The following is a 25,448-nucleotide window of genomic DNA, read 5'->3' on the forward strand; positions in this document are numbered from 1 at the left end:
TGACCATCAATCCCGAGCCGAACGCCATGTTGAGCGCCTTCAACACTGCCTCTCCGGTAGCGGTCATCTCAGGCAAGATGACCGAGGGTCTGATCAGTTACGATTTCGACCTCAAGCCGCAGCCGGAGCTGGCGACCTCGTGGGAAGTGGCGCCGGACGGCCTGTCCATGACCTTCAAGCTGCGCGACGGAGTCAATTGGCATGACGGCAAGCCATTCAGTTCGGCCGACGTGGCCTATTCAATCATGGAAATCCTCAAGCAGCACCATCCGCGCGGCCGCGGCACCTTCGCCAAGGTGACCGCCGTAGAGACGCCGGACCCGCTGACCGCCATCGTCAAACTCAGCCAGGCGACCCCTGCCCTGCTATATGCGCTGGCCGGATGGGAGTCGCCGATGGTGCCGAAACATGTCTACGAAGGCACCGATATTCTGAAGAACCCCGCGAACAATGCGCCAATCGGCACAGGCCCTTTCAAGTTCGTCGAATGGCAGCGCGGCAGCCATATCGTTCTGGAAAAGAACCCCGACTACTGAGACGCCGGCAAGCCGCTCCTCGACAAGCTGGTGGTGCGGATCTACTCCGACCCGAGCGCCCGCGTCGCCGCTTTCGAGGCGGGCGAATTGAACCTGGGCGGCGATGGTCCGATCCCCCTCAACGAAGTCAAGCGTTTCCAGGACAATCCGGCGTTCAAGGTCGAGACGCGCGGCACGGAAATGAACAACAGCCTCGACGTGCTGGAAACCAACCTGCGCAACGAGCACCTCGCCAAGCTCGACGTTCGCAAGGCGATGATGCACGCCATCGACCGCGACGCCATGATGAGGATCGTCTGGTACGGCCTCGCCGAGCCGCTGTCCGGACCGATTCCGCAGACGTTGCCACATTTCTACAGCGCCGATGTTCCGTCTTATCCGTTCGACACCGCCAGGGCGGAGGAACTGCTCGATGGTGCAGGCTATGCAAAAGACGCGGATGGAACCCGCTTCAAGCTCCGCCTGGTCTACCCGACGACCGGCGACACCTATGAGCGGGCTGGACAGTTCCTGCGCCAGCAGCTGCGCAAGGTAGGTATCGAACTGGAGCTGCAGGCGGCGGATGTGCCATCCTTCATCCGGAAGGTCTATGGCGAATACGATTTCGACCTCTCGATGTTCCCGGCATCGGTGACTGCGGACCCCTCGATCGGTTTGCAGCGGTTCTACCATTCCGCCGCGATCAAGCAGGGCACGCCCTTCGTCAACGCGTCGAGCTACAGCAACCCGGAGATGGACGACGTGCTGTCCAAGGCGGCGGTCGAGCCGGACGTGGCCAAGCGCGCGGACCTGTTCAAACGGTTCCAGCAGATCGCCATGACGGATCTCCCGATCCTTCCTCTGGCAAGGCCGGTCTACGTGACGGTCGCCAGCGCCAATGTGCGCGACTTCGTCACCGGACCGGAAGGTGTCCGCAGCCGTTATGCGACGCTGACGCTGGGGTGATCGAACAACTGCCCATCGTCGGAGTGATAATGCTCCGCACGGCATTTCCGCGCCCTCCTGGCGACATCGGGAACCCGAAAACTTTCGGGTCCCGCGTCGTGTATGAGGTCGTGGAGGGTGCGACTGTGGCCCGCGTTTTGGATGAGGACACTTGGGACGGTGCACTTTCGGCTTCGTTCGCCGAGGCCCGCGACGGCCTAATCGCCCGGGGCGCCGGGATTGTCACTACATCCTGCGGCGCTCTCGCGGTGCACCAGCAATGGCTGGCAAGGGATTGCCCCGTCCCGCTAACAACGTCCGCTTTGCTGCAACTGCCGCGGCGCATCGCCGAGTTCGGCTCGGTCGGTGTGATGGCAATGGACAGCAGAAGCATCGGCCCGCGCCATCTCGCGGCCGCCAATGCGCCGGCCGACATTCCTCTGATCGGGCTGGAGCAAGGTGCTGAGCTTTACCCGGTGCTGCGTGCGAACAGGCCGGACGTGCCGTTGGATTCAGCCCGCGCAGAGGCCGACGTGGTGGAGGCCGGACGTCGGCTGCTCGCTGAAAATCCCGGGCTGCGCGCCATCGTCCTCGAGTGCACGAACCTACCTCCCTATCGCGCCGCGCTGTCGCAAGCGCTCGGCATACCGGTCTTCGACATACTCACCTGGCTGGAGGAGGTCTGGCACGAGGCTGAAACCTCGCACCTAAAGCACTGATGGACAGAAACGACATGTCAGCAAGGCGACGAAAACTGCCACTTCGCTTCATCGGCAAGAGAATTCTGCAGGCGACGCTGACTATCCTCGGCATCGCGATCATTAATTTCCTTCTGCTTCAGCTGGCGCCCGGAGACGCGGCCGACGCCCTGGCCGGAGAAGCCGGCACCGCGGATGCCGAGTACCTGGCCAATCTCAGGCGGGAGTTCGGTCTCGACCGTCCATTGTGGGAGCAACTCGCCGCCTTCCTGATGCGGATCGCCACGTTCGACCTCGGCTATTCCTTTCGCTATGGCGAGAATGTCTCGACGCTGATCTGGGACAGGCTGCCGGCGACGCTGCTGCTGATGGCCACCAGCATCGTCCTCGCCCTCGTGCTGGGAATCCTCTTCGGCGTAACCGCGGCTCGGCACTTCAACCGGCTGCCGGACAGGCTGATTTCACTTGGAGCCCTCCTGTTCTATGCCACGCCGCCATTCTGGATCGGACTGATGATGATCCTCGTATTCTCGGTCTGGCTCGGCTTAACGCCCACTGGTGGCATGCACGACATTACTGCCGAAGGCTCCGGCATCGCCGGCGCGCTCGACGTGGCTTGGCATCTCTTACTGCCGGCACTGACGCAGGCTTTCTTCTATCTGGCAATCTACACTCGGCTGGTCCGGGCAGGCATGCTCGATGTGCTGAACCTCGACTACATGAGGGTGGCTCGCGCCAAAGGCATCTCGGAGCGGCGGATTGCGTATCGCCACGCCTTGCGCAATGCCGTGCTGCCGCTGATCACCGTGGTGGGAACCAATATCGGCGGCTTTCTGGGCGGCGCCGTCCTGACCGAGACGGTGTTCTCATGGCCTGGCATCGGTCGACTCATGTTCGACGCCATGTTCCAGCGGGACCTCAATCTGCTGCTGTCGATCCTGGTGCTCAGCTCGATCTTCGTCGTTCTGGCAAACCTGATCGTGGACCTTCTCTATCCGGTCATAAATCCAACGGTCGAACTGCGTTGATGCGTTATCTTCAACTCGTTCTGCACAACTGGACGACCGCCCTGGGTGTGCTGTTGCTGGGCGCGGTCCTTGCTATGGCTCTGACGGCCCATCTGATCTTCCCGGGCGACCCCTACGACATGGTCGGCGCACCGCTGACCTGGCCCGGAGAATATGCCGAGACGCCGCTCGGCACGGACAGCCTCGGGCGCGACATGGCCGCAGGCCTCTTCTACGGCGCGCGCGTGTCCCTGCTGGTCGGCTTCTCTTCAGCCTTCGTGGCGGCGATGATGGGCATATTGGTCGGCGCCTTCGCCGGCTATTACGGCGGCTGGACCGACGACGTGCTCATGCGAGTCACCGAGCTGTTCCAGACGATCCCGCAGTTCATGCTCGCCATCGCGGTCGTGGCCGTGCTCGGGCCTTCGGTGACGGTGATCATCGTGTCTTTGGCCGCCGTGTCCTGGCCGGCCGTCGCGCGTCTGGTCAGGGGCGAATTCATGATCATGCGCGAACGCGCCTTCGTGCACGGCTGCATCGTCGCCGGCATGAGCGACATGCGCATCATCTTCGCCCAGATCCTGCCCAACGTGATGCCTGTCATCATCGTCATGTCGACCATCCTCGTCGCGACCTCGATCCTGATGGAATCAGCGCTTTCCTTCCTCGGTTTCGGCGACCCGAACGTCCTGACCTGGGGCACGATGATCGGCATGGGGCGCGGCCAGCTCCGCGACGCATGGTACATCATCGCCATCCCGGGCCTGGCGCTGCTGCTTACCGCGCTTGCACTCAACCTGGTTGGAGAAGGGCTCAATGACGCTCTGAACCCGCGCCTGCGGCAGAGGAAGGGATGATGGCCACGCCATTGCTGAGCATCAACGACCTGCAGGTCCGCATCCGCGCAAATCCGCGGGCGCAGCTCCTGCGCGGCGTGTCGCTGTCCGTCGGTCGTGGCGAGACGCTGGCCGTGGTTGGCGAAAGCGGATGCGGCAAGTCGCTCACCTCGCTTTCGGTCATGGGCCTTCTTCCCGACGGACTCGAGAAGCATGCCGGAACAATTCAGTTCGATGGTACCGACCTTCCGGTCACCGACAACGACGCAATGCGCAAGATCCGCGGCAGGCGCATCGGCATGGTCTTCCAGGAGCCGATGGCGGCCCTCAATCCTGTCTACTCCATCGGCGACCAGGTCGCTGAAGTGATCCACGAACACGAGACGGTGAGCAAGGCCGAAGCCATGGCGCGCGTCGTGGAATTGCTGACGCAGGTGCAACTGCCGGACCCCGCCCGCATCGTGCACGAATATCCGCACCGACTGTCGGGCGGGCAACGGCAGCGCGTGGTCATCGCGATGGCGCTTGCCTGCCGTCCCGACCTGCTGATCGCCGACGAGCCGACGACGGCGCTCGACGTCACCGTGCAGGCGCAGATCATGCGCCTTCTGCGCGATCTTCAGGAAGAGATGGGCATCGCAATCCTGCTGATCACGCACAATCTGGGTCTGGTGGCGCAGATGGCCGACCGGGTCGCCGTGATGTATGCCGGAAGCAAGGTCGAGGAAGCCGCGACGCGCGAGCTGTTCGCCCGGCCGCGCCATCCATATACGCGCGGGCTGCTTGCCGCCACGCCGCGCCCCGGACGGCGACGTCCTGGCGAGCCGCCGTTGACCGAGATACCCGGTGTCGTGCCCTCGGCTACCGACATGCTCGATGGTTGCCGTTTCCGGCCACGCTGTTCGGTCGCCGTCGATCTTTGCACCCGGCAAGATCCGTCTTTTGCCGACAGCGTCGCCTGCCATCTGTCCACCCGGGAGCATGCGTGATGACCCCGCTCCTTTCCGTGCGCGATCTCCATTGCAGTTTCGAAACGACGCGCGGGCATGTGCACGCCGTGCAGGGCGTGAGCCTTGATCTTAACGTCGGTGAGACGCTCGCTCTGGTCGGTGAATCCGGATGCGGCAAGACCACGTTGGCCCGCTGTATCCTCGGCTTGCAGCGGGCCACTTCGGGCGAGGTTCTTCTCGACGGCGAGAATTTGGTCGGCTTGTCGCGGCGCGAGGCGCGGCGGCACCGACCGCGCATGCAGTGCGTGTTTCAGGATCCCTTCGCCTCGCTCAATTCGCGAAAGCGTGTGGAAGATCTGATCCGGGAGCCGCTCGACGTGCATCGCATCGGCACGGCGGCGGAACGGCGCCGCCAGGTTCAGGAACTGATGGAACGTGTCGGCCTGCGCCCCGACTGGGGCAAGCGCTTCCCACACGAGTTTTCCGGCGGCCAGCGGCAGCGCATCAGCATTGCGCGAGCCCTGGCGCTTCGGCCCGCGGTGCTGATCTGCGATGAACCCGTCTCCGCCCTCGACGTCTCCGTGCAGGCCCAGATTGTCAATCTGCTATGGGAGCTGCAGCGCGATCTCGGCATGAGCTATCTCTTCATCACGCACGACCTGATGCTGGTGGAGAACTTCGCCGACCGCGTGGCCATGATGTACAAGGGAAGGATCGTCGAGGAAGGCCGCGCCGTCGACGTCTGGCGCTCACCGCGGCACGAATTCACAAAGACACTGATCGACGCGATCCCGATACCGGATCCAGACGTGCGCATGGGATCGGGGTCGTCGGTTTTCGGACGATAGAAGTCTTCTGGCAAGCGTCGCTGGCGCCCGGACTCCATCAGGACGCGTTGCTTGACGCCAACCGGTAGCGCGCCTGTTTAGGCGTCATGCCGAAATGTGCACGGAAAGCCGAGGTGAAGCTCGCCTGATGACGAAAGCCGACCGCATACGCCACAACCGCGATCGATGTTTCGTCTTTCGCCAGAAGCTCCATCGCACGATCCATTCGATGACGATTTCGATAGGCGAAGATCGTAGTCCCATAGAGCAGGCGAAAGCCGCTCTTCAGCTTGGTCGCGTTCGTGCCCAGTCGTCTGGCGAGCCTTGGAATGGTGAGTGATTCCGAAAAGTCGTTTGCCAGAATCTGTCGCGCCTGGTCGAACATCGTGAGTTCGCGCGCAGTGAAAACGATCGACTGCTCCTCGGCACTGCCCACCCGATGCAGGGCTTCGACCGCAAGGACGAGGAGTTCAATGACCCGAGCGGCGGCAAGCGGCAGATCCCGCTGGGCAGTGAACCTGATCTCGAACAGATTCCGCAACCGGCGCAGGAACTCTGGATCGATCTTCTGTTCTGTCATGGCGACGGTCTCTTCGCCCGGTGACAGCAATTGTCTGACCACGCTCTGGCCAACGTCCATGCCGAAACTGTCTCTGAGCAGAGCGGGGCGGACATAAAAGCTCGCCATCCTGTACCTGCCGGGCTGGCAGACGACATCGTAGGCCATGCCCGTAGCTTGCTGGCAGACGATCAGCGAGACGTTGGACGTTGCAGTCGCGTCCCGCTCCTGAGGCAGCGACAGTTCTACCGGCCCCTCGAGCAAAAGATGAAACTCGAGCAGCCCCTCGGCCACGACATGTTCCTGGCGGACCGCATAGTATTCGCAATCTGTAAGAACCACGAATATGCCGTCCGCCGGCGAAAGAAACCGCCAGGATCCCTTGCCGTCGCTCGGCGGCAGATCGAAACACGAATAGCGCAGGCTGAGATGCGTATCGACCTGCTGGGACGCTTCCGCGGAGGAGGCAAGATTCCGGAAGGCCGCCGCGACCGTTCCCTCCCGTCCCCCGAAATAGGCGCGGAACAATCCTCCTCTGCCTGCCACAGCCTCGCGGTCCATCGTCTTCTCCAGCCCGTTCTCACGGCCAGGCCAACGTATCACCGTTTGGGCTTGCTTTGCATCGCGGACAAGAGTGGCCGGTCTTCCGGACAAGATCGGCTCAGACAGAGTCTTTCCATCGGCGCGTCAGGCCGTTTTCGATGCCGAAGATATCGAGCACCCGACCTATCGAGTGATCGATCATCTCGGCAAGGCTGTCCGGCCGGGCGTAGAAAGCGGGCAGCGGCGGCGCGATGATGGCGCCGATTTCGGCAAGTTGCACCATGGTCCTGAGATGGCCGAGGTGGAGCGGCGTCTCCCGCACCATGAGCACGAGCGGTCGGCGCTCCTTCAGCGTCACGTCGGCGGCGCGTGTCAGCAGACCCGAGGTCACGCCGGTGGAAATCTCCGACATGGAACGAACCGAACATGGCGCGACGACCATGCCCATGGTTCGGAAGGAGCCCGAGGATATCCCGGCGCCGATGTCGGTCTGCTGATACCAACGGCCCGCAAGCGCCCGCACCTCGGCCACCTTGTAGTCCGTCTCGTGCGCAAGCGTGATTTCGGCCGAGCGCGACATGACCAGATGCGTCTCGATTCCGGCATCACGCAACGCTTCCAGCATCCGCACGCCATAGATAACGCCAGAGGCGCCCGAGATTCCGACGACGATGCGCCCTGCCCGCACGGAAGTGCCTTCGCTCACAGGTCGGTCCTGACGTGCCAGAGCTCGGGAAACAGCTCGACGTCGAGCATCCGTCGCAGATAGGACACGCCGCCGGTGCCGCCGGTGCCGCGCTTGAAACCGATGATGCGCTCCACTGTCGTCACGTGATTGAAGCGCCAGCGGCGAAAATAGTCCTCGAAATCGACGAGCTTCTCGGCCAGTTCGTAGAGCGGCCAGTAGCGCTGCGGATCGCCGTAGACCTGTCGCCAGGCTTCCTGAACCTTCGGATTGTTCGTTCTCGCCTGCCTGATGTCCGCACGCGGTTCGTCGCCCACATCGAAGCCGTTGCGCTTCAAAAGCGCGATCGCCTCGTCATAGATGGAATTCTCTGACAGGATGACTTCCAGTTGCGCGGAGATCTCGGGCCTGTGCTCGTGAGGTTTCAGCATCGCCAGATTGCGGTTTCCCGCAAGGTACTCGATGGCGCGATACTGCCAGGACTGGAACCCCGAGGACTGGCCGAGTGAGGGCCGCATGATGTTGTATTCCGACGGCGTCATGGTCCTGAGCACGTCCCACGCGGAATTCAGCTGATCAAAGATGCGAGCCACACGCGTCAGCATCTTGAAGGCCGGCTGCAGGCGGTCTTCGCGCACCGCCTTCGCGGCCGATCTCATTTCATGGATGGCGAGCATCATCCACAGCTCCGAGGTCTGGTGCTGGATGATGAACAGCAGTTCGTCATGCGCATCGGACAAGGGTTCCTGCGCACCTAGAATTCTGTCGAGATGCAGATAATCACCGTAGGACATCTTGCGGGCGAAGGACATCTCCGCGCCCTCGGCCGAGGGATCATACTGTTTCGTCATGTCACGGAGGCCTTGCGATGGTATTCGGGTCTGTCCCACAGTCGCTTGTCCAGCACGTCGGCGAGCACTCCAATTGCCCGATCGATATCGGCGGCGCCGAGATAAAGCGGCGTAAAGCCAAAACGCATGGAATCCGGCGCCCGGAAATCGCCGATGACGCCCCGCGCGATCAGCGCCTGCATGACGGCATAGGCATGCGGATGTCTGAACGAGACCTGGCTGCCGCGCACAGCCGGGTTGCGCGGACTGCCGAGTTCGAGTCCGGGACAGGCGGTCTCCACGCCGGCGATGAAGCGTTCGCTCAGTTCGATGGACTTCGCCCTCACATCGCGCATCTCGACGCCCTCCCAGACATCCAGAGCGGCCTCCAGCACCGTGAGCGCAATGACAGGAGGCGTGCCTACGCGCATCCTCTCGATGCCCGGCGCCGGGCGGTAGTCAAGATCGAAGGCAAAGGGCGCTTCGTGCCCCATCCAGCCTGAAAGGCTGGGACGCGCGCGGTCGGCGTGGCGCGGCGCGACATAGATGAATGCCGGCGCGCCGGGACCGCCGTTCAGATATTTGTAGGTGCAGCCGACGGCGAAATCGACGTCCGCCGCCGTAAGGTCGACATCGACCGCGCCGACGGAATGCGCCAGGTCCCAGATCGCGAGCGCGCCAGCCCGATGCGCCTTGGCGGTGATGGCCTTCATGTCGTGCCGGCGGCCGGTGCGATAGTCGACTTCGGTGATCATCGTCGCCGCGACCGTCTCGTCTATGCTCTTCTCCACCTCTTCGGGGCCGACCACCTTCAGTTCGTAGCCGCGTCCAAGCGAGGTCAGGAGACCTTGGGCGATGTAGAGGTCGGATGGGAAATTGCCATCGTCAGAGAGCACCACGCGACGATCGGGGTTGAGCTCCAGCGCAGCGGAAAGCGCCTGGTAGACCTTGATGGACAGTGTATCTCCCATCACCACGGTTCCCGGCGCGGCGCCGATCAGTTTTGCAACTCGGTCGCCGACCTTGCGCGGCTGCACATACCAGCCAGCGGTGTTCCAACCGCGGATGAGCTGTTCGCCCCACTCCTGCATCAACATGGCTGACAGCCTCTCGCGAGCAGCAAGCGGAAGCGGCCCGAGCGAGTTGCCGTCCAGATAGACGACACCCTCCGGCAGATGGAACGCTGCGCGCGTCTCGTCAAAATCAGTCATGCCGACCCCTTCCGATCAAGCTGCGGCCGAGCGTATCACGATCGCCTTCTTGCGCAGGAAACGTCGGAAGCCGCCATAGCCGTAGCGGCTGCCGCCGAGGCCGGAATAGCCAAACGCGTTCTTCTCTGCCAGGGCGCCGACCCCACCCATGGTATCGAAATCGTTGATCCACATGCCGCCCGCATTGATGCGGCTGCCGAGTTCGATCGCCTTTGCCTCGTCGCCGATCACCGCCGCCGACAGGCCGAACTCCGTGTCATTGGCAAGCCTTACCGCTTCCTCCTCGGTGTCGAATGCCATGATCGGCACAATCGGGCCGAAGGTCTCGTCGTGCATCACGGCCATGTCCTGCGTCACGTTTGTCAAGACCGTCGGCTCGCACCAGAGCCCGCCACTGTGTTCGACGATATTGCCACCGGTCAACACCTTGGCCCCTTTGGCGATTGCGTCGTCAAGCTGGCCGCGCAGGATATCCGCCTGGCGTGCGAAGATGATCGGGCCGAGCTCGCCATTGCGGATGTCCTCGATGTTCATGGCAAGCGCCTTCATGCGGGCGACGACACGTTCGCACACCGCGTCGTAGACGCCCCGCTGCACATAGACGCGTTCTATCGCGCAGCAGAGCTGGCCCGAATTCTCTACCGCTCCTCGCACCAGAATCTCGGCGGCGAAGTCCGGCTCCGCGCTGTCCAGCACCACGGCCGGATCGCTGCCGCCCAGTTCGAGGAAGACGGGCTTGAACTGCGACGCCGCTCGTTCCTGGACCTTGCGGCCGGTGCGCACAGATCCGGTGAAGACAAGCGTGTCCGTGGCATCGACGATCATCGCGCCTGTCTCGCCGTCACCTTCGAACACGTCGAGCACGTCGCGCAGATGCTCCACCTCCGCGATGGCCGCACGGAAGGGCTTGATGAAGCGCGGCGTCACCTCCGACGGCTTGATCGCCACCGCAGAGCCGGCAAGCAGGGCCGTGATGGCATCGATCATGCACAGGATGAGCGGGTAGTTCCACGGCGAGATGATACCCACGAGTTCGTAGGGCACATGCTGTTGCTGGAAGCGCAGCGTCGGGTCGGACGAGTTGCCGCTCGCTTCGGCCAGCGCTTCGGCCGCCGTGGCGCAACGCATGCGCGTGATGCCCTTCAGTCCCTCTATTTCATTGACCGACCATTCGTAGCGGCCGGTGTCCGCGCAGAGGGCCTGGAGGATGGCATCGTAGTGCCTGTCTACCGCGTCGCACAGCTCCAGCATCGCCTTGACCCGGCCATCGATGCCCAGCGCCAGCCATGCCGGCTGGGCAGCGCGAAGCTCCATGCAGCGCGCCATCAGTTCCTCACGGGAAAGCGGAGTAATCGCATAGTCGTTCGCGCCGGTGCGCGGATTGCGAATCTCAAGCATGCGGGTCATCGTTGGTCCTCTTCAGTTGGCCGGAGGATGGCCGAGCGTTCCAATCCTGCAAAGAGGCACAATTCGCGTTGTGCCGAATTCCAAAAAGTTTGGGCTGGCGCGACAAAAGCGCGGACTATTGCCCGCCGCGGCAAAACGATTAACTGGCAGGCTCGAACCGGAGACGATCATGCGGCCATTTGTCGATACCCTTGCCCAGCAGGGCGAACTCTCGGTGGTACGCAGACCCGTCGATCCGCGCCATCAGCTTGCCGCCGTCACCAAGGCAGTCCAGAAGGCGGGTGACCAAGCCGTCCTGTTCGAAAGGGTCGAGGGCACGAGTTTTCCGGTCGTCTCCAACCTCTACGGCAGCCATGAGCGCCTCCGCCGCCTGATCGGAGCCGGTGACAAGACATTCTGCCAAAGGTGGATCGAACTGACGGATGCCTGCATCGCCGGCCGCGACGCCGACGTGCTGGAGCGGGCTCCCATCTCCATAGAATCCGAATTCGTGAGCGGAACGCTCTCGGACCTCCCCGCCGTCACCTATCACGAGCGCGATGCCGGACCTTATTTCACCTCGGCGATCTTCCTGGCGCGCGAGCCGGACAGCGGCGTGCCCAATCTGTCGTTCCACCGCTCCATGTATGTGTCGGACGCTGAACTGAGGGTGAGGCTCGGCTCCACCCACGACCTGGCTCGCTATCAGGTCAAGGCAGAATCGCGCGGAGAGGCGCTGCCCGCCGCACTGCTTCTGTCCTGTCCGCCGGAAATCTTCCTCGCCGCCTGTGCCTCTCTCCCCTACGACGCGTCGGAACTGGTGATGGCTGCACAGGTCAGCGGCGGAAAGATTCCGATGCGGCGCTGCAAGACGATCGATCTCGAGGTTCCGGCCTCGGTCGACATCGTCGTGGAAGGCCGCTTCCTGCCCAACGTGAAACGGCCGGAAGGTCCGTTCGGCGAATTCATGGGCAACTATGTTGGCGTAGGCGACAACCACGTCTTCGAGATCAGCCACGTGAGCTACAGGCCCGATGCGATCTTCCACGCGCTCGTCTGCGGCTCGCCGGAAGACCTTCGGCCTCTCGAGGCCGTCACGGCGGCGCGTGTCTATCGTCACGTCGCGGCACAGGTGCCGGGCGTGATCGACGTCTGCTGCCGGCCGAACGTGATGATCTCCATCATCAAGATTCGTAAGACCTACGAGGGCCAGGGCAAACACGCGATCCTCGCGGCGCTCGGCTCCTATCTCGACTACAACAAGGTTGTGATCGTGGTCGACGAAGACGTGGATATCTACGATCTTGATGATGTCATGTGGGCTTATATGACGCGCGGAAGGGCGGATACTCGCGCCATGATTCTCAACGACATTCCGGGCTTCTACCGTGACCCGCACAAGGACCATTGGGGGCGGCTCTGCATCGACGCGACCATGCCGTTCGGACGCGAAGCGGAATTCGCGCGCAAAACCATCCCCGGCGAGGACGCGATAGATTTGCGCGAATGGCTCGCGTGATGCCTTCCGTTGGGAAACGCATCGTGTCCGGCCGCGGCGCATGAGCGCTTTTCCCGCTCACCCGGCCTGGGACTTCGTCGTCGGCCTCTACGGCCAGCCGGAGGTCGCGCCAGCCTGCCTCGAATTGCAGGAGCGGCATGGGATCGATGTGACGATGATGCTGTTCTGCCTTTGGCGCGGCTCGATCGACGGGCAGCCGCTCGGTGCCCGGATGGCGCCGCTCGCTCAGGCAGCTCGAACATGGCACATGTCGGCGGTCTTGCCGATGCGCGCAGCCCGACGCTGGCTGAAGGAAGACGCGAAACGTCTCGACGATCGGGCGGGGACATCGCTCTATAAGACCGTGCTCTCCGCCGAGATCGACTGCGAGCACGGAGAACTGCTGATGCTCGCGCGGCTTGCCGAGTTGCAGTGCGACACACCTGACGCAGGCTCGCCGCAAGCAATGGCCGAAAACCTTGCCACCTTCTTCAAAGAGACGGGAACCAGCCTCGCCGAGGGCGACCGGGCTGCCATCACGGCAATCCTCTACGGGGCCGGTGCGGCAGAGGAAATCCGGCGCGTTCTGCCGGTCGCATAAAAGGTCCGCCCGATCGCACAAGTAGGCCGCGTTTCGTACTCACAGGCCTTCGCTAATGTCGCTCCTCATCAACATGAGGAGCCTGCCACTTGAAGAACCGCATCTTTTCCGGAGCGCCGTCGGAAGACTTCGCCGGCTACGCCAAGGCGGTGATCGACGGTTCGACGATCTATGTCTCGGGCACCATGGGACAGGACCCGGCAACCGGCGCCATGCCGGAAAGCGCGTCGGACCAGGCGCGCAATGCGTTGGCCTCGATCGGCTCGGCGCTGGCCAAGGCCGGAGCCAGCCTGAAGAATGCCGTGGCCTGCCGCGTGTATATTACCGATGCGAGCTATCTAAAGGACATCGCGCCCGTGCTGGGCGAAGTTTTCCGAGACATACGCCCTACGAACACGCTGCTGATCTGCCAGTTGCCCGCACCAGGCGCCAAGGTCGAGATCGAGGTGACCGCCTCGACACGAGCCTAGCGGGCGGCGCTTATACCCGGAAAGAGAGATCTCACTTTCCGGGTATCAGGCCTTGCGGCCTGAATCGCAGCATCACGATCAGGATCACGCCCATCACCACCAGCCGCATGTGCGCGGCGCTTTCGATCAGGTGCTGCTTCAGCGGTCCATCGGTCATACCGGACGTGGCCAGAGCCATCAGGCTGTTGCCCCATGGCTCGACCTGTACCCATAGATACCAGATCAGGAAGCCGCCCAGCACCGCGCCCAGGTTGCTGCCCGAGCCACCGACAACGACCATGACCCAGATCAGGAACGTATAGCGCAAGGGCTGGAATGCGCCGGGCGTCAACTGGCCTTCCAGGGTGGCGAGCATAGCGCCCGAGATACCCAGAACGGCGCAGCCGAGAACGAATATCTGCAAGTGCCGGCGGGTGACGTCCTTGCCCATTGCGGCTGCCGCGACCTCGTTGTCGCGGATCGCCCGCATCATTCGCCCCCAGGGCGAATGCAATGCCGCCTCCGACAGCCAGATCAGCACCAGCAGCACCGCCAGGAACATCGCCGCATAGAGCAGCTTCACCACCACCGCCGAAGCGGCGACCGGGTCCGCCCCGATGCTCGAGGCAAAAGCCAGGAAGCTCTGGCTTGCCTGGAGATCGACTTCGAACGGCACCGGCCGCGGAATGTCGACGATGTTCTTGACGCCGCGGTCCAGCCAGTCTTCGTTCTTCATCACTGCGATGACGATTTCGGCAATGCCGAGCGTGGCGATCGCCAGATAATCCGAGCGCAGCCCGAGCGCCGTCTTGCCGATCAGCCAGCCCGCGCCGGCGGCAAGAAGAGCACCGACCGGCCAGGACAAAAGAACCGGAAGACCAAGGCCCCCAATATTACCCTGGAGGGCCGGATTGATTGCCTCTACGGCGGTGACCGCAGGATCGAGAACCCACCGATAGGCGAAGAAGCCGATCCCGAGAGCGATGGCGAGCAAAAGAATCCGCCAGCCGCTTTTCTTCGGCATTCGTCTGTAGAACAGCGCTCCGGCTGCGATGACGGCAGCGCCGAACAGAAGAGCCGCGGCGATCCTGAAGCCGCCGGCCTGCCAGGCACCGGAAACCGGATCGAGCGCCACCAGGACGGCCGCAAGGCCGCCAAGCGCCACGAAACCCATGGTTCCGACATTGTAGAGCCCGGCATAGCCCCACTGAATATTGACGCCGAGCGCCATGACCGCCGAAATCAGGCCCATATTGACGATGGTAAGCGCCGCGTTCCAGCTCTGCGTGAGGCCGGTGATGACGATCAATGCGCCGACCGCGAGGAACAGCAGCGTGTTGCGACCCGCCACGCTCATGCCGCCTTGCCTCGGAAAATGCCGGTCGGCCTGAACAGGAGGACGAGGATGAGAACGATAAAACTTACCGCCACCTTGTAGTCGGTTGAGAGGAGCTGCAGCAGGCCTTCGGGTTGCCATTCGGTCGGAAGCAGGTAGCTGGCCAGTTTCTTGAAGCTGTAGGTGACCAGGATCTCCGAAAAGGCGACCACGAAGCCGCCCGCCACCGCGCCGATCGGATTTCCAAGACCGCCCACCACGGCCGCGGCGAAAACCGGAAGGAGGAGCTGAAAGTAGGTGATCGGTCGAAACGACTTGTCGAGGCCGTAGAGGACGCCCGCGAGCGTGGCGAGTGCAGCCGACAGCACCCAGACGATGGTCACCACACGCTCCGGATTGATGCCTGAAAGCAGCGCCAGGTTTTCGTTGTCGGAGAAGGCCCGCATCGATTTGCCGGTGCGGGTGCGCTTCAGGAACCAGTGGAGCCAGCTGACGACGACGATCGTCGTGACCAGCGTGATGGCCTGCGCCGTGCGCAGGGCCATCGTCTCTGTCAGTCCGGTCCACTGGCGGAATTGCGCCGCGGTGAAAATGAAGCGCTCACCATCGGCGAACTGCCTGTCTTCGACGCCGATGAGGATGCGCACCAGACCACCCATGACGAACATGACCCCCAGCGACGCCATGACCAGCGTGATCGAAGGAACCTTCCGGGTCCGATAGGGTCGGTAGACCAGCCGGTCCGTCAGGAGCACGACGGCTATCGTGGCGATCATGCCGGCCGGCAGCGCGAGCAAGGCAGTCGGCAACGGTGCGATGCTTATGCCGGCCGCCTGGATCCCCCACATTGCCAGGATCGTCGCCATGGTGCCGAAGGACATCGTGTCGCCATGGCCAAAATTGGAGAAGCGCAGGATGCCGTAGACCAGCGTGGCGCCCAGCGCGCCGAGCGCGAGCTGCGAGCCGTAGGTCATCGCCGGGAGGAGCACGAAATTCGCAAATACGACGAGCGCGTTGAGCACATCCATGCCGTCACCCTCCCAGGAAGGTGCTGCGCACCTCGGGATCGGTCAGCAATTCCTTACCGCTTCCGGTGAAGCGGTTTGCCCCCTGCACCAGCACGTATCCGCGATCGGCGATCTCGAGCGCCTGCCGGGCGTTCTGCTCCACCATCAGTACCGTGACGCCCGTGCGGGCGACGTCGATGATACGGTCGAAGAGCTCGTCCATGACGATCGGGCTGACGCCCGCCGTCGGCTCGTCGAGCAGCAAGACGGAGGGTTCCGTCATCAATGCGCGGCCGACCGCGACCTGCTGGCGCTGTCCGCCGGAAAGCTCGCCAGCCGGCTGGCGCCTCTTGTCCTTCAATACCGGAAACAGCGAATAGACCTGCTCCATTGTCGGGCTGAAATCGTCCCGGCGCAGGAAGGCGCCCATTTCGAGGTTTTCTTCCACCGTCATGGACGGGAACACGTTTTCAGTCTGCGGCACGAAGGCCATGCCCTTGGCGACGCGCTCCTGCGGGCGTAGCCGGGTGATATCTTCGCCCCCCAGCCGCACTCCTCCGGTCCGCAGATCCAGCATACCGAACATGGCCTTCATCGCCGTCGACTTGCCCGCGCCGTTGGGACCGACGATGACGGCGATCTCGCCCTTCTCGACGGCGATCGTGCAGCCGTTGAGGATGTCTGCGCCACCATAGCCGCCGACCATGGCTTCACCGATCAGGAAAGGAGGCGCGCCTGTGGACGTCACGGTGCCGCCACCCCGATCATGGCCTCGCCGGCCCCCTTGCCAAGAACCTTGTTCTTGAGGCCGGTGCCGAGATAAGCCTCGATCACCCGCTCGTCGCGCACGATGTCGGCCGGCGCGCCCTGGGCCAGCACTTTTCCCTGCGCCATCACGATGACGCTGTCGCACAGCCTCGCGATGAAATCCATGTCGTGCTCGATGACGCAGAATGTGTAGCCGCGTTCCTTGTTCAGCCGCACGATCGCGTCGCCGATCGTCCTGAGCAACGTGCGATTCACGCCAGCGCCGACTTCGTCGAGAAAGACGATCCGCGCATCCACCATCATGGTGCGGCCGAGTTCGAGCAGCTTCTTCTGCCCACCCGACAGGTTGCCGGCCCGCTCCTCACGCACATGGGCAAGGCCGAGGAATTCCAGAACGTCTTGCGCCTTGGCGCGAAGGCCCTCCTCCTCGCGCTCGATCCGGCGACGGTGCACCCATGTGTTCCAGAGCGTCTCGCCGCTCTGTCCGCCCGGCACCATCATCAGGTTTTCCAGCACGCTCATCGAGGAGAATTCATGAGCGATCTGGAATGTCCTGAGCAGGCCCCTTGCGAAGAGCTGGTGCGGCGGCAGGCCGGTAATGTCTTCGCCCGCCATCGTCACCGTGCCGGAAGTTGGCCTGTGGACGCCTGCGATGACGTTGAAAAGGGTCGACTTCCCGGCGCCGTTCGGCCCGATCAGTCCGGTAATCGCGCCGGCGGGAATCGTCAGAGAAACGCCGTCCACAGCGTGGAAGCCGCCGAAATGCTTATGGATGTCGTGACAGACAATCATCAGCTCAAGACTGTTCCGGCGCGACCCGTCGCCCACCTAGCGACGGGTCGCACTCGATACGTCAGTGAAACTTCACCGTCTTCATCGCGCCGCCCTCGATCTCCACCTCGCGGTAGGATCCGGCGCTTTCGCCCTTGCCGATAAATTCCACGTTGGACGCGCCGACATAATCGACATCGCCGCCAGCCTTGAGGATTTCCAGCGCCTTGGCGAGATCGCCCGGGAAGATCTTCTCGCCCGGAGCATTCACGACGTCCATGATCTTGCCCTTGTAGTCTGCCGGCTTTGCCGAATTCGCGGCCTGCATCGCAAGCAGCATGATCGCCGCCGCGTCATAGGTCTCCGGGACGAAGGTGGCCGTGCCGTTGATGCCAGCCGCCTTCGTCATTTCCAGAAGCTTCGCCGCGCCGGGGCTGTCGGACCCCGGCAGGTCGCCAAACGCGCCATCGATCTGCGAGCCGAACTTCTTGATCAGGCTTTCGCCCCACATGCCGTTCGGAAACACGAACTTCGAGAACGCGCCCGTGTCGAGAACCGTCTGGACGACGCCGGCTCCGCCCTGGTCTGCATAGCCGGCCACGACGATGGCATCACCACCGGCCGAAGCCAGGGCGCCGACTTCCGCCGAGTAGTCGCTCTTGCCGTCCTCGTGCGGGGCGCTCAGCGTGATCTTGCCGCCGAGCTTTTCGAACGCCGACTGGATGGAGGCGGCGATGCCCTTGCCGTAGTCGTTGTTGGTATAGCTGATCGCCGCGGACTTCACGCCACGCTCGGTCATGATCTGGGCGAGGATCTCTCCTTCGCGGGCATCCGACGGAGCCGTGCGGAAGAACAGTCCCTTGCTGTCGATGGTGGACAGGCCAGGCGACGTGGCCGAAGGCGAGATGAGAACCATGCCGTTCGGGATGGCGACATTGGTCAGGACCGCGCTCGTCGCGCCCGAGCAGGTCGGGCCAATGATGCCGGCCACCTTGTCGGACGTCACGAGCCGTTCAGCGGCCGCGGTGGCGGCGCCTGCATCGATGCAGGTCTCGTCGCCGCGGACCGGAACCACCTTGGCGCCGCCCAGGAACAGTCCGGAATCGCTGACCTCCTTCATTGCCAGCTCAGCGGCCTGGGCCATCGGCGGCGTGAGGCTTTCGATCGGACCGGTGAAGCCCATTTCGATACCCACCTTGACGTCTTCGGCGCTGGCAGCGGCCGAAAGCGCGAGGCATGCCGCGGACGCGATCAGAAACTTTTTCATACTGGCTCCCATAACTTCCCTCTCAGTATTTGCAGGATGGCAAGGACGACCGTCCGGTGCATCCAGTTCTGGCTTGCACTACTCTATGTCGACGCCATTTGGGATGGCAAAACACCAGTTCCCGAAAACGGTCGTCAGTTTTTGTGATTTCGGTCCTTTGCTTTCATTCGTGGATCGTCGCCTCAGCTCAAAAGCGTCTTCGTCAGCGGGTGATCGGCGCTCGCCAGCCCGTCGACGATGCTGAAGTGATGACGATCCGGCTCGACTACTTCCGCAGTCGTCGCGCCCAGTCCGGTCCACATGTTGGCAAGCAGGGCAGATTGGCGAAGAAATTCCTGGCGCTCCCCGCCGCCGACCCAGCAGGTGATCCGCGCATCGGCCATCGGCCGCAGCAGCGCCGGACTTTCGGCCAATGCTTCCGCCTCGTCGATCCGCAGCTTCGCGTTCATCCCTGTTCTCATGAGCGGGCGCAGATCGTGCAGGCCCGAAATGGAAACGACGTTGCGAATGCGGACGCGAACCGCGTCCGCAAGAGGCGACGGTGATGAAATCATGCGGCTGGCGAGATGCCCTCCGGCCGAATGGCCAGTCAGCGCGATCGGACCCTCGACCAATTCCGCCGCCTTGCCGATGGCCGACGCGACCTCGCCCACGATGTCGGTAATTCGTGCCTCCGGGCACAGCGTATAGGTCGGCATGGCCACGGCATAGCCGGCGTCCACCGACCCGGCGGCGAGATGCGACCAGGCGCGCTGGTCGAACGCCATCCAGTAGCCCCCGTGAATGAACACCACGAGCCCCGTCGGCCGACCTTCCGGCAGGAAGAGATCGAGGCGATGCCGGGCACCACTGCCATAGGCAATGTCCAATCTAGAGCGCCCCTGTGCGGCAAGGCGGTCGCGGAACGATTGCGCAGCCTCGAACCACGCCGCGGGCCACCGCTCGCTTCCGGCAATATTGGCCGAGTTGGCGTAGGCGTTGTCCCAATCCTGGATACGGTATTCGAGCAAGGGGCCCTCCCTTTCGGCAACGTGCAATAGCAATGGCCGGACATCCCCGGCCACGTCAACAGAACTCTCAAAAAAACTTTATGCTTGAAATAAATTCGGCCCCATGAGAGCCTTCGTGGTGAGTGGAACAACTGGCGCGGACACAACGCGTGCGAAAGAGCCGAACCTCGATCGAGGTAGAACGGCCACGCATCAAGCGACGCTGCCGTTCGCGCGGCCGTGGGCTCATGGAGAACAAATGCTCGGGCAATCTGCACACATCGACACGTTCGCTCGGGACAATCTCCCGCCCCAGGACCAATGGCCGGATTTCCTGCTCGACGGCTTCGACTATCCCGAACAGATGAACGCCGCGGTCGAGTTGACCGACCGGATGGTCGAAAAGGGTTTCGGCGACCGGACGGCGCTGATCGGCAACGGACGGCGGCGCACCTACAAGGAGCTTTCCGACTGGACCAGCCGCATCGCGCATACGCTCGTAGAGGACTACGGCGTGAAACCCGGCAACCGGGTGCTGATACGTTCGGCCAACAATCCGGCGATGGTCGCCTGCTGGCTCGCGGCTACCAAGGCCGGCGCGGTGGTGGTCAACACCATGCCCCTGCTCCGCGCAGGAGAATTGGCCCAGATCGTCGACAAGGCCGAAATCTCCCTGGCGCTGTGCGACACCCGTCTGATGGACGAGATGCTCGCCTGCGCGAAGGACAGTGCCTTCCTGAAACGCGTGGTCGGGTTCGATGGCACCGCCAACCACGATGCGGAGCTCGACCGCGCGGCTCTCGACAAGCCGGTACGGTTCGATCCCGTGGACACAGGGCGCGATGACGTGGCGCTCCTCGGCTTTACCTCCGGCACGACGGGGATACCCAAGGCCACGATGCATTTCCACCGCGACCTGCTCATCATCGCGGACGCCTATGCGAAGGAAGTGCTCAAGGTCACACCCGAGGACATCTTCGTCGGCTCACCGCCGCTCGCCTTCACCTTCGGCCTGGGCGGCCTCGCGATCTTTCCGCTTCGCTTCGGGGCGGCGGCGACATTGCTCGAGCAGGCGACGCCGCCGAACATGATCTCGATCATCGAGAACTACCGTGCCACCATCTCCTTCACTGCGCCGACGGCCTACAAGGCGATGCTGAAGGCGATGGACGGCGGAGCGGATCTGTCATCGCTGCGCATCGCCGTGTCGGCCGGCGAAACCTTGCCCGGGCCGGTCTTCGAGGAGTGGACACGCAAGACAGGCAAGCCGATCCTCGACGGGATCGGCGCGACGGAAATGCTGCACATCTTCATTTCCAACCATCTCGACGACTGCAAGCCCGCATGCACCGGCAAGCCGGTCGGCGGCTACGAGGCGATCATCGTGGACGAGAACATGAATGAAGCGCCGCGGGGCACGGTCGGAAGGCTGGCGGTGCGAGGGCCAACCGGTTGCCGCTACATGGCGGACGAACGCCAGCGCGACTACGTGCGCAACGGCTGGAATCTCACCGGCGACAGCTTCTTTCAGGACGAGGACGGCTTCTTCCATTTCGCCGCGCGATCGGACGACATGATCGTCAGCGCCGGCTACAACATCGCCGGACCGGAAGTCGAGGCGGCGCTGCTGTCGCACCCGGATGTCGCCGAATGTGCGGTCATCGGCGTGCCGGATCCGGAGCGCGGCCAGATCGTGGAAGCGCATGTCGTACCGGCCGAAGGCGTGGAACGCGACGCTCGGACGATCAAGCGGCTGCAGGATCACATCAAGGCGACGATCGCTCCCTACAAATATCCCCGCTCCATCAAATTTACCGATTCTCTTCCGAAAACGCAGACCGGAAAGATCCAGCGTTTCCGCCTTGCCGCGGAAGTCTGAGCGCCGAGGCCGGCGAGCCTGTTCATGATCGCCGGCCGGCACTACAAGGCTGCGATGCGCATCGCAGCCAACCTTGGCAGGAGTGAACTTTCATCGTGAGCCGTGACAGCACGATCAAGACAATCTCGCCTGACTGGGTGGACGGCGAGACAAAGGTGCTGGAAGCGCCCGCCGACCACGGCCGGGAACTGCGCCTGTGGCTCAGGCTGCTGACCTGCTCGACGCTGGTCGAGACCGAGATCCGCCGCCGTCTGCGCGAGCAGTTCGACTGCACGCTGCCGCGTTTCGATCTCATGGCACAGCTCGAACGCGCCAGGGCCGGCATGGTGCTCGGCGAACTTTCCAAGCGCATGATGGTGTCGCCCGGCAACATGACCGCCCTGGTCGAGCGGCTTGCCGAAAGCGGCCATGTCAGCCGCACTGTCTCGCCGACCGACAGACGTGTCCAGATCATCGCGCTGACCCCTTTCGGCCGCGCCGAGTTCAAGAAGATGGCGGCCGCGCACGGCGATTGGATCGCCGAACTTTTTGGCGATCTGGCCGCACGGGACAGCGAAACGCTGTTCGACAAACTCGGCAAGCTCAAGAGCTCCGTCGTCACGGCGCTGGGGCGGAGCTGAGCCGCATCCCGGGCTGTCAGCCGTAGTCGATCCTGCCAATCGTTCGAACGTTCAAGTATCGCGAGCCGATGGCCAATTATTTTAAGCTTGAAGTTTTTTTCGGCCTGATCCATGGTCCGGTATGACCAGGCTGGGCTTCGGTCCGGTGATGAAGCGGCGGAGGACGGCATGCGCATTGTTTGCATCGGCGGCGGACCGGCCGGGCTCTATTTCGCACTGCTGATGAAGAAGCAGCACCCTGCACACCAGGTCACCGTGGTCGAGCGCAACCGTCCCTTCGATACCTTCGGCTGGGGTGTCGTGTTTTCCGACGCGACCATGCAGTCGATGCGGCAATGGGATCCGCAGACGGCGCAGGCCATCGAAATCGCCTTCAACCATTGGGACGACATCGAGCTGGTGTTCAAGGGGCGCAGGATCCGCACCACCGGCCATGGCTTTGTCGGCATCGGCCGCAAGAAGATGCTGAACATCCTGCAGGAACGCTGCATCGAGCTTGGTGTCGAACTGGTCTTCGAACGCGACGTGCAAAGCGACGAGGAATTCGCGGATGCTGACCTCGTCATTTCGTCCGACGGTGTCAATTCGCGCATCCGGGCAAAGTATGCCGAGGTCTTCAAGCCGGACATGCTGATGCGGCCGAACCGCTATATCTGGCTCGGCACGGACAAGCGCTTCGACGCCTTCACCTTCGATTTCCGCCGCACCGAGCATGGCTGGTTCCAAGCTCACATCTACCGCTTCGACGACACGACCTCGACGTTCATCGTCGAGACCACCGACGAGGTGTTCAAGGCGCACGGCATCGACAAGATGGATCAGGACCAGTCCGTCGCATTCTGCGAGAACCTGTTCGCCGAAACGCTCGACGGCCACCGCCTGATGACGAATGCGCAGCATCTGCGCGGCTCGGCCTGGCTGAACTTCGGGCGCCTGATCTGCGAGAAGTGGAGCCACTTCAACGGCAACAGTCACGTCGTCCTGATGGGCGACAGCGCCCATACCGCCCATTTCGCGATCGGTTCCGGCACCAAGCTCGCCATTGACGACGCGATCGAGCTGACGCGGCAGTTTGATCTCATCGGCCACGACAAGGCCAGCATTCCGGCCGTGCTGGCGGCCTATGAAGAGATCCGGCGCGTCGACGTCGCGCGCATCCAGAACGCGGCGCGGAACGCGATGGAGTGGTTCGAGGTCGTTGGCACACGCTACGCCGACACGCTCGAGCCCGAACAGTTCATGTATTCCATGCTGACGCGTTCCCAGCGCATCAGCCATGAAAACCTGCGCCTCCGCGACAGGGACTGGCTCGAAGGATACGAGCGCTGGTTCGCGGCGCGCGCCGGCGTCGACCCGGCCCCGAACGGCGCCGTGCCTTCGCCCATGTTCACGCCGTTCCGGATCAGGGGCCTGACGTTGAAGAACCGCATCGTCGTCTCGCCGATGGCGATGTATTCGGCGACGGACGGCGTGCCCGATGATTTTCACCTGGTTCATCTCGGCTCCCGGGCCATGGGCGGCGCGGCACTCGTCTTTCCCGAAATGACCTGCGTGTCGCCCGACGCCCGCATCACACCCGGCTGCCTGGGTCTTTGGAACGATGCCCAGTCTGCCGCCTTCAGGCGTCTGGTGGATTTCATCCATACACAGACGCCGGCCAAGATCGGCCTCCAGCTCGGCCATGCCGGCCGCAAGGGCGCCACCAAGGTCGCCTGGGAAGGCATCGACCAGCCGCTGGAGCATGGCGGCTGGCCACTGATCTCCGCATCCGCACTGCCCTATCTGAAGACGTCCGTCGTTCCGCGCGCCATGACGCGCGACGACATGGACCGGGTGCTGGCCGATTTCATCGCTGCGACGGAACGTGCGCGCGACATCGGCTTTGACATGCTCGAACTACACGCGGCGCATGGATATCTTCTGTCCAGCTTCCTTTCGCCGCTCACCAATCTGCGCGACGACGAATATGGCGGCAGCCACGAGAACCGCGCCCGGTTTCCGCTGGAAGTGTTCCGCGCCGTTCGCGCTGTCTGGCCGCAGGACCGGCCGATGTCCGTGCGCTTGTCTGCCCATGACTGGTACGAAGGCGGCAACACGCCGGAAGACGCGGCCATCTTCGCGCAGATGTTCAAAGACGCCGGTGCCGATATGATAGATTGCTCCTCCGGCCAGGTGGTGAAGGAAGAGCGGCCGGTCTACGGGCGCCTGTTCCAGACGCCTTTTTCGGACAAGATCCGCAATGAGATTCAGGTGCCCACGATCGCTGTCGGCGCCATTTCGGAGGCGGACCATGCCAATTCGATCATTGCCGCCGGACGGGCGGATCTCTGCGCCGTTGCCCGCCCGCATCTCGCAGATCCGTTCTTCGTCATGCACGAAGCAGCCAGGATCGGATATGCCGAGCAACCTTGGCCGAAGCAGTATCATTCGGCACGCGCGCAATATGTGAACAATCTGGCACGTGCTGCAGCTCCCGCCATAGTGAGCAAACCATGACAGCGCGCCATGCTTTGGTTACCGGCGCCGGCAGCGGCATCGGCAAGGCCATCGCGATCGCGCTGGCCGCCAGGGGCCACCGCGTCAGCCTCGCCGGCCGACGCGAGACGCCACTCAAAGCCGTGCAGTCAGAGATCGCCGCGGCCGGCGGCGAGGCCCTGGTTCTCGACGGCTTCGACGTCACCGACGCGTCTCTCGTCGAGGGCGGTGTCGCCAGAGCTGTAGGCCGTTTCGGGGACATCGCCGTGCTGGTCAACTGCGCAGGCGAAGCGCCTTCCGCGCCCTTCGACAAGACGGATCCCGCATTGTGGAGCCGGGTGATCTCGATCAACCTTACCGGCGTCTACCTGGTTACCCACGCAGCGATCGCTTCCGTGAGGCGCGCCGGCAGCGGGCGCATTGTCAACGTGGCGAGCACGGCGGGCCTCACTGGCTATCCTTATGTCTCGGCCTATTGCGCGGCCAAGCATGGCGTCGTCGGGCTGACGCGCGCGCTGGCGCTGGAACTGGCCCGCAGCGACGTCACCGTCAACGCGGTATGCCCCGGCTTTACCGATACGCCGCTGCTGGACAACGCGGTCGAGACCATCATCGGCGCGACGGGCCGCTCGGCGGCTGAGGCCCGAACGAGCCTCACCCGCGCCAACCCGCAGGGGCGGCTGGTCACGCCGCAGGAAGTCGCCGACGCGGTGCTCTGGCTCACGTCGGAAAACGCGACCGCGATCACCGGTCAGGCGATTGCCGTCGCCGGCGGCGAAGTTCTGGGAGGATGACA

Annotated in this window: 23 protein-coding genes and 1 pseudogene; 13 read left to right on the plus strand and 11 right to left on the minus strand. The window is 63.3% G+C overall.

What is annotated here, in order from left to right; translation table 11 throughout:
* The first annotated feature begins 77 nt into the window (after positions 1 to 77).
* From B9Z03_RS24240 to B9Z03_RS24265, 6 genes and pseudogenes are all read left to right on the plus strand, one after another.
* Positions 78 to 1,481: pseudogene (locus tag B9Z03_RS24240) on the plus strand (ABC transporter substrate-binding protein).
* A gap of 29 nt (positions 1,482 to 1,510) precedes the next feature.
* Positions 1,511 to 2,179 (plus strand): aspartate/glutamate racemase family protein, encoded by a 669-nt coding sequence (locus B9Z03_RS24245; RefSeq protein WP_176247611.1) that lies wholly within the window; start codon positions 1,511 to 1,513, stop codon positions 2,177 to 2,179.
* Between the two features lie 14 nt (positions 2,180 to 2,193).
* Positions 2,194 to 3,186, plus strand: coding sequence for an ABC transporter permease (locus tag B9Z03_RS24250; RefSeq protein ID WP_139832506.1), 993 nt, complete (start codon positions 2,194 to 2,196; stop codon positions 3,184 to 3,186).
* Positions 3,186 to 4,022, plus strand: a complete 837-nt coding sequence (locus B9Z03_RS24255; RefSeq protein ID WP_085466575.1) for an ABC transporter permease — start codon at positions 3,186 to 3,188, stop codon at positions 4,020 to 4,022. Before B9Z03_RS24250 ends, B9Z03_RS24255 begins: the two co-directional genes overlap by 1 nt.
* Positions 4,019 to 4,990, plus strand: a complete 972-nt coding sequence (locus B9Z03_RS24260) for an ABC transporter ATP-binding protein (protein WP_085466576.1) — start codon at positions 4,019 to 4,021, stop codon at positions 4,988 to 4,990. Before B9Z03_RS24255 ends, B9Z03_RS24260 begins: the two co-directional genes overlap by 4 nt.
* Entirely contained in the window at positions 4,990 to 5,799 is an 810-nt protein-coding gene (locus B9Z03_RS24265; protein WP_085466577.1) for an ATP-binding cassette domain-containing protein, read from the plus strand. Before B9Z03_RS24260 ends, B9Z03_RS24265 begins: the two co-directional genes overlap by 1 nt.
* Positions 5,800 to 5,836: 37 nt before the next feature.
* Here the strand turns inward: B9Z03_RS24265 and B9Z03_RS24270 are convergent, their stop codons facing one another.
* From B9Z03_RS24270 to B9Z03_RS24290, 5 genes are all read right to left on the minus strand, one after another.
* The gene (locus B9Z03_RS24270) at positions 5,837 to 6,898 is read right to left on the minus strand and encodes a helix-turn-helix transcriptional regulator (RefSeq protein WP_085466578.1); all 1,062 of its coding nucleotides are present in this window, start codon (positions 6,896 to 6,898) and stop codon (positions 5,837 to 5,839) included.
* A gap of 100 nt (positions 6,899 to 6,998) precedes the next feature.
* The gene (locus tag B9Z03_RS24275) at positions 6,999 to 7,586 is read right to left on the minus strand and encodes a UbiX family flavin prenyltransferase (RefSeq protein WP_085466579.1); all 588 of its coding nucleotides are present in this window, start codon (positions 7,584 to 7,586) and stop codon (positions 6,999 to 7,001) included.
* The gene (kynA, locus tag B9Z03_RS24280; protein WP_085466580.1) at positions 7,583 to 8,416 is read right to left on the minus strand and encodes a tryptophan 2,3-dioxygenase; all 834 of its coding nucleotides are present in this window, start codon (positions 8,414 to 8,416) and stop codon (positions 7,583 to 7,585) included. The genes B9Z03_RS24275 and kynA overlap by 4 nt, the downstream gene beginning before the upstream one ends.
* On the minus strand, positions 8,413 to 9,606 hold the full coding sequence (gene kynU, locus B9Z03_RS24285) for a kynureninase (protein WP_085466581.1): 1,194 nt from the start codon (positions 9,604 to 9,606) through the stop codon (positions 8,413 to 8,415). Before kynU ends, kynA begins: the two co-directional genes overlap by 4 nt.
* Positions 9,607 to 9,621: 15 nt before the next feature.
* Entirely contained in the window at positions 9,622 to 11,013 is a 1,392-nt protein-coding gene (locus B9Z03_RS24290; RefSeq protein WP_210191384.1) for an aldehyde dehydrogenase family protein, read from the minus strand.
* A gap of 169 nt (positions 11,014 to 11,182) precedes the next feature.
* Between B9Z03_RS24290 and B9Z03_RS24295 the strand changes: the two genes are divergently transcribed.
* From B9Z03_RS24295 to B9Z03_RS24305, 3 genes are all read left to right on the plus strand, one after another.
* Entirely contained in the window at positions 11,183 to 12,511 is a 1,329-nt protein-coding gene (locus B9Z03_RS24295) for a UbiD family decarboxylase (protein WP_085466582.1), read from the plus strand.
* Positions 12,512 to 12,551: 40 nt separating this feature from the next.
* Positions 12,552 to 13,091, plus strand: a complete 540-nt coding sequence (locus B9Z03_RS24300; RefSeq protein WP_085466583.1) for a TIGR02444 family protein — start codon at positions 12,552 to 12,554, stop codon at positions 13,089 to 13,091.
* An 89-nt stretch (positions 13,092 to 13,180) separates the two neighbouring features.
* Positions 13,181 to 13,561 carry a RidA family protein gene (locus B9Z03_RS24305; RefSeq protein WP_085466584.1) on the plus strand — a complete coding sequence of 127 codons (381 nt, stop codon included), beginning with the start codon at positions 13,181 to 13,183 and terminating at the stop codon, positions 13,559 to 13,561.
* 31 nt (positions 13,562 to 13,592) lie between these two features.
* On the opposite strand, the gene B9Z03_RS24310 is transcribed toward B9Z03_RS24305, so the two are convergent.
* The 6 genes from B9Z03_RS24310 to B9Z03_RS24335 all read right to left on the minus strand — a co-directional run bounded on the left by B9Z03_RS24310 (position 13,593) and on the right by B9Z03_RS24335 (position 19,753).
* Positions 13,593 to 14,897, minus strand: coding sequence for a branched-chain amino acid ABC transporter permease (locus B9Z03_RS24310; protein ID WP_085466585.1), 1,305 nt, complete (start codon positions 14,895 to 14,897; stop codon positions 13,593 to 13,595).
* The gene (locus B9Z03_RS24315) at positions 14,894 to 15,904 is read right to left on the minus strand and encodes a branched-chain amino acid ABC transporter permease (RefSeq protein WP_085466586.1); all 1,011 of its coding nucleotides are present in this window, start codon (positions 15,902 to 15,904) and stop codon (positions 14,894 to 14,896) included. The genes B9Z03_RS24310 and B9Z03_RS24315 overlap by 4 nt, the downstream gene beginning before the upstream one ends.
* 4 nt (positions 15,905 to 15,908) lie before the next feature.
* Entirely contained in the window at positions 15,909 to 16,589 is a 681-nt protein-coding gene (locus B9Z03_RS24320; RefSeq protein ID WP_085467854.1) for an ABC transporter ATP-binding protein, read from the minus strand.
* Positions 16,590 to 16,627: 38 nt separating this feature from the next.
* Entirely contained in the window at positions 16,628 to 17,443 is an 816-nt protein-coding gene (locus B9Z03_RS24325; protein ID WP_085466587.1) for an ABC transporter ATP-binding protein, read from the minus strand.
* A gap of 61 nt (positions 17,444 to 17,504) precedes the next feature.
* Positions 17,505 to 18,689 (minus strand): ABC transporter substrate-binding protein, encoded by a 1,185-nt coding sequence (locus tag B9Z03_RS24330; RefSeq protein ID WP_085466588.1) that lies wholly within the window; start codon positions 18,687 to 18,689, stop codon positions 17,505 to 17,507.
* Between the two features lie 182 nt (positions 18,690 to 18,871).
* Entirely contained in the window at positions 18,872 to 19,753 is an 882-nt protein-coding gene (locus tag B9Z03_RS24335) for an alpha/beta hydrolase (protein ID WP_432417012.1), read from the minus strand.
* 184 nt (positions 19,754 to 19,937) lie between these two features.
* Between B9Z03_RS24335 and B9Z03_RS24340 the strand changes: the two genes are divergently transcribed.
* The 4 genes from B9Z03_RS24340 to B9Z03_RS24355 all read left to right on the plus strand — a co-directional run bounded on the left by B9Z03_RS24340 (position 19,938) and on the right by B9Z03_RS24355 (position 25,446).
* Positions 19,938 to 21,557 carry an AMP-binding protein gene (locus tag B9Z03_RS24340; RefSeq protein ID WP_085466590.1) on the plus strand — a complete coding sequence of 540 codons (1,620 nt, stop codon included), beginning with the start codon at positions 19,938 to 19,940 and terminating at the stop codon, positions 21,555 to 21,557.
* A gap of 95 nt (positions 21,558 to 21,652) precedes the next feature.
* Positions 21,653 to 22,177, plus strand: coding sequence for a MarR family winged helix-turn-helix transcriptional regulator (locus tag B9Z03_RS24345; protein ID WP_244561835.1), 525 nt, complete (start codon positions 21,653 to 21,655; stop codon positions 22,175 to 22,177).
* Positions 22,178 to 22,345: 168 nt separating this feature from the next.
* Complete coding sequence (locus B9Z03_RS24350; RefSeq protein WP_085466591.1) at positions 22,346 to 24,673, plus strand: bifunctional salicylyl-CoA 5-hydroxylase/oxidoreductase; 2,328 nt, start codon at positions 22,346 to 22,348, stop codon at positions 24,671 to 24,673.
* Positions 24,670 to 25,446 (plus strand): SDR family NAD(P)-dependent oxidoreductase, encoded by a 777-nt coding sequence (locus B9Z03_RS24355; RefSeq protein WP_085466592.1) that lies wholly within the window; start codon positions 24,670 to 24,672, stop codon positions 25,444 to 25,446. The genes B9Z03_RS24350 and B9Z03_RS24355 overlap by 4 nt, the downstream gene beginning before the upstream one ends.
* The last annotated feature ends 2 nt before the right edge of the window (positions 25,447 to 25,448 follow it).

Origin of the sequence: Mesorhizobium australicum (assembly GCF_900177325.1) — a bacterium.
Classification (GTDB): domain Bacteria; phylum Pseudomonadota; class Alphaproteobacteria; order Rhizobiales; family Rhizobiaceae; genus Mesorhizobium_A; species Mesorhizobium_A australicum_A.

Bases quoted from the DNA above. Each gene is read 5' to 3' on its own strand.
- B9Z03_RS24245 (WP_176247611.1), top strand. From the start codon at position 1,511: ATGCTCCGCACGGCATTTCCGCGCCCTCCTGGCGACATCGGGAACCCG.
- B9Z03_RS24250 (WP_139832506.1), top strand. From the start codon at position 2,194: ATGTCAGCAAGGCGACGAAAACTGCCACTTCGCTTCATCGGCAAGAGA.
- B9Z03_RS24255 (WP_085466575.1), top strand. From the start codon at position 3,186: ATGCGTTATCTTCAACTCGTTCTGCACAACTGGACGACCGCCCTGGGT.
- B9Z03_RS24260 (WP_085466576.1), top strand. From the start codon at position 4,019: ATGATGGCCACGCCATTGCTGAGCATCAACGACCTGCAGGTCCGCATC.
- B9Z03_RS24265 (WP_085466577.1), top strand. From the start codon at position 4,990: ATGACCCCGCTCCTTTCCGTGCGCGATCTCCATTGCAGTTTCGAAACG.
- B9Z03_RS24270 (WP_085466578.1), bottom strand. From the start codon at position 6,898: ATGGACCGCGAGGCTGTGGCAGGCAGAGGAGGATTGTTCCGCGCCTAT.
- kynA (WP_085466580.1), bottom strand. From the start codon at position 8,416: ATGACGAAACAGTATGATCCCTCGGCCGAGGGCGCGGAGATGTCCTTC.
- kynU (WP_085466581.1), bottom strand. From the start codon at position 9,606: ATGACTGATTTTGACGAGACGCGCGCAGCGTTCCATCTGCCGGAGGGT.
- B9Z03_RS24290 (WP_210191384.1), bottom strand. From the start codon at position 11,013: ATGACCCGCATGCTTGAGATTCGCAATCCGCGCACCGGCGCGAACGAC.
- B9Z03_RS24295 (WP_085466582.1), top strand. From the start codon at position 11,183: ATGCGGCCATTTGTCGATACCCTTGCCCAGCAGGGCGAACTCTCGGTG.
- B9Z03_RS24300 (WP_085466583.1), top strand. From the start codon at position 12,552: ATGAGCGCTTTTCCCGCTCACCCGGCCTGGGACTTCGTCGTCGGCCTC.
- B9Z03_RS24310 (WP_085466585.1), bottom strand. From the start codon at position 14,897: ATGAGCGTGGCGGGTCGCAACACGCTGCTGTTCCTCGCGGTCGGCGCA.
- B9Z03_RS24315 (WP_085466586.1), bottom strand. From the start codon at position 15,904: ATGGATGTGCTCAACGCGCTCGTCGTATTTGCGAATTTCGTGCTCCTC.
- B9Z03_RS24320 (WP_085467854.1), bottom strand. From the start codon at position 16,589: ATGGTCGGCGGCTATGGTGGCGCAGACATCCTCAACGGCTGCACGATC.
- B9Z03_RS24325 (WP_085466587.1), bottom strand. From the start codon at position 17,443: ATGATTGTCTGTCACGACATCCATAAGCATTTCGGCGGCTTCCACGCT.
- B9Z03_RS24330 (WP_085466588.1), bottom strand. From the start codon at position 18,689: ATGAAAAAGTTTCTGATCGCGTCCGCGGCATGCCTCGCGCTTTCGGCC.
- B9Z03_RS24340 (WP_085466590.1), top strand. From the start codon at position 19,938: ATGCTCGGGCAATCTGCACACATCGACACGTTCGCTCGGGACAATCTC.
- B9Z03_RS24350 (WP_085466591.1), top strand. From the start codon at position 22,346: ATGCGCATTGTTTGCATCGGCGGCGGACCGGCCGGGCTCTATTTCGCA.
- B9Z03_RS24355 (WP_085466592.1), top strand. From the start codon at position 24,670: ATGACAGCGCGCCATGCTTTGGTTACCGGCGCCGGCAGCGGCATCGGC.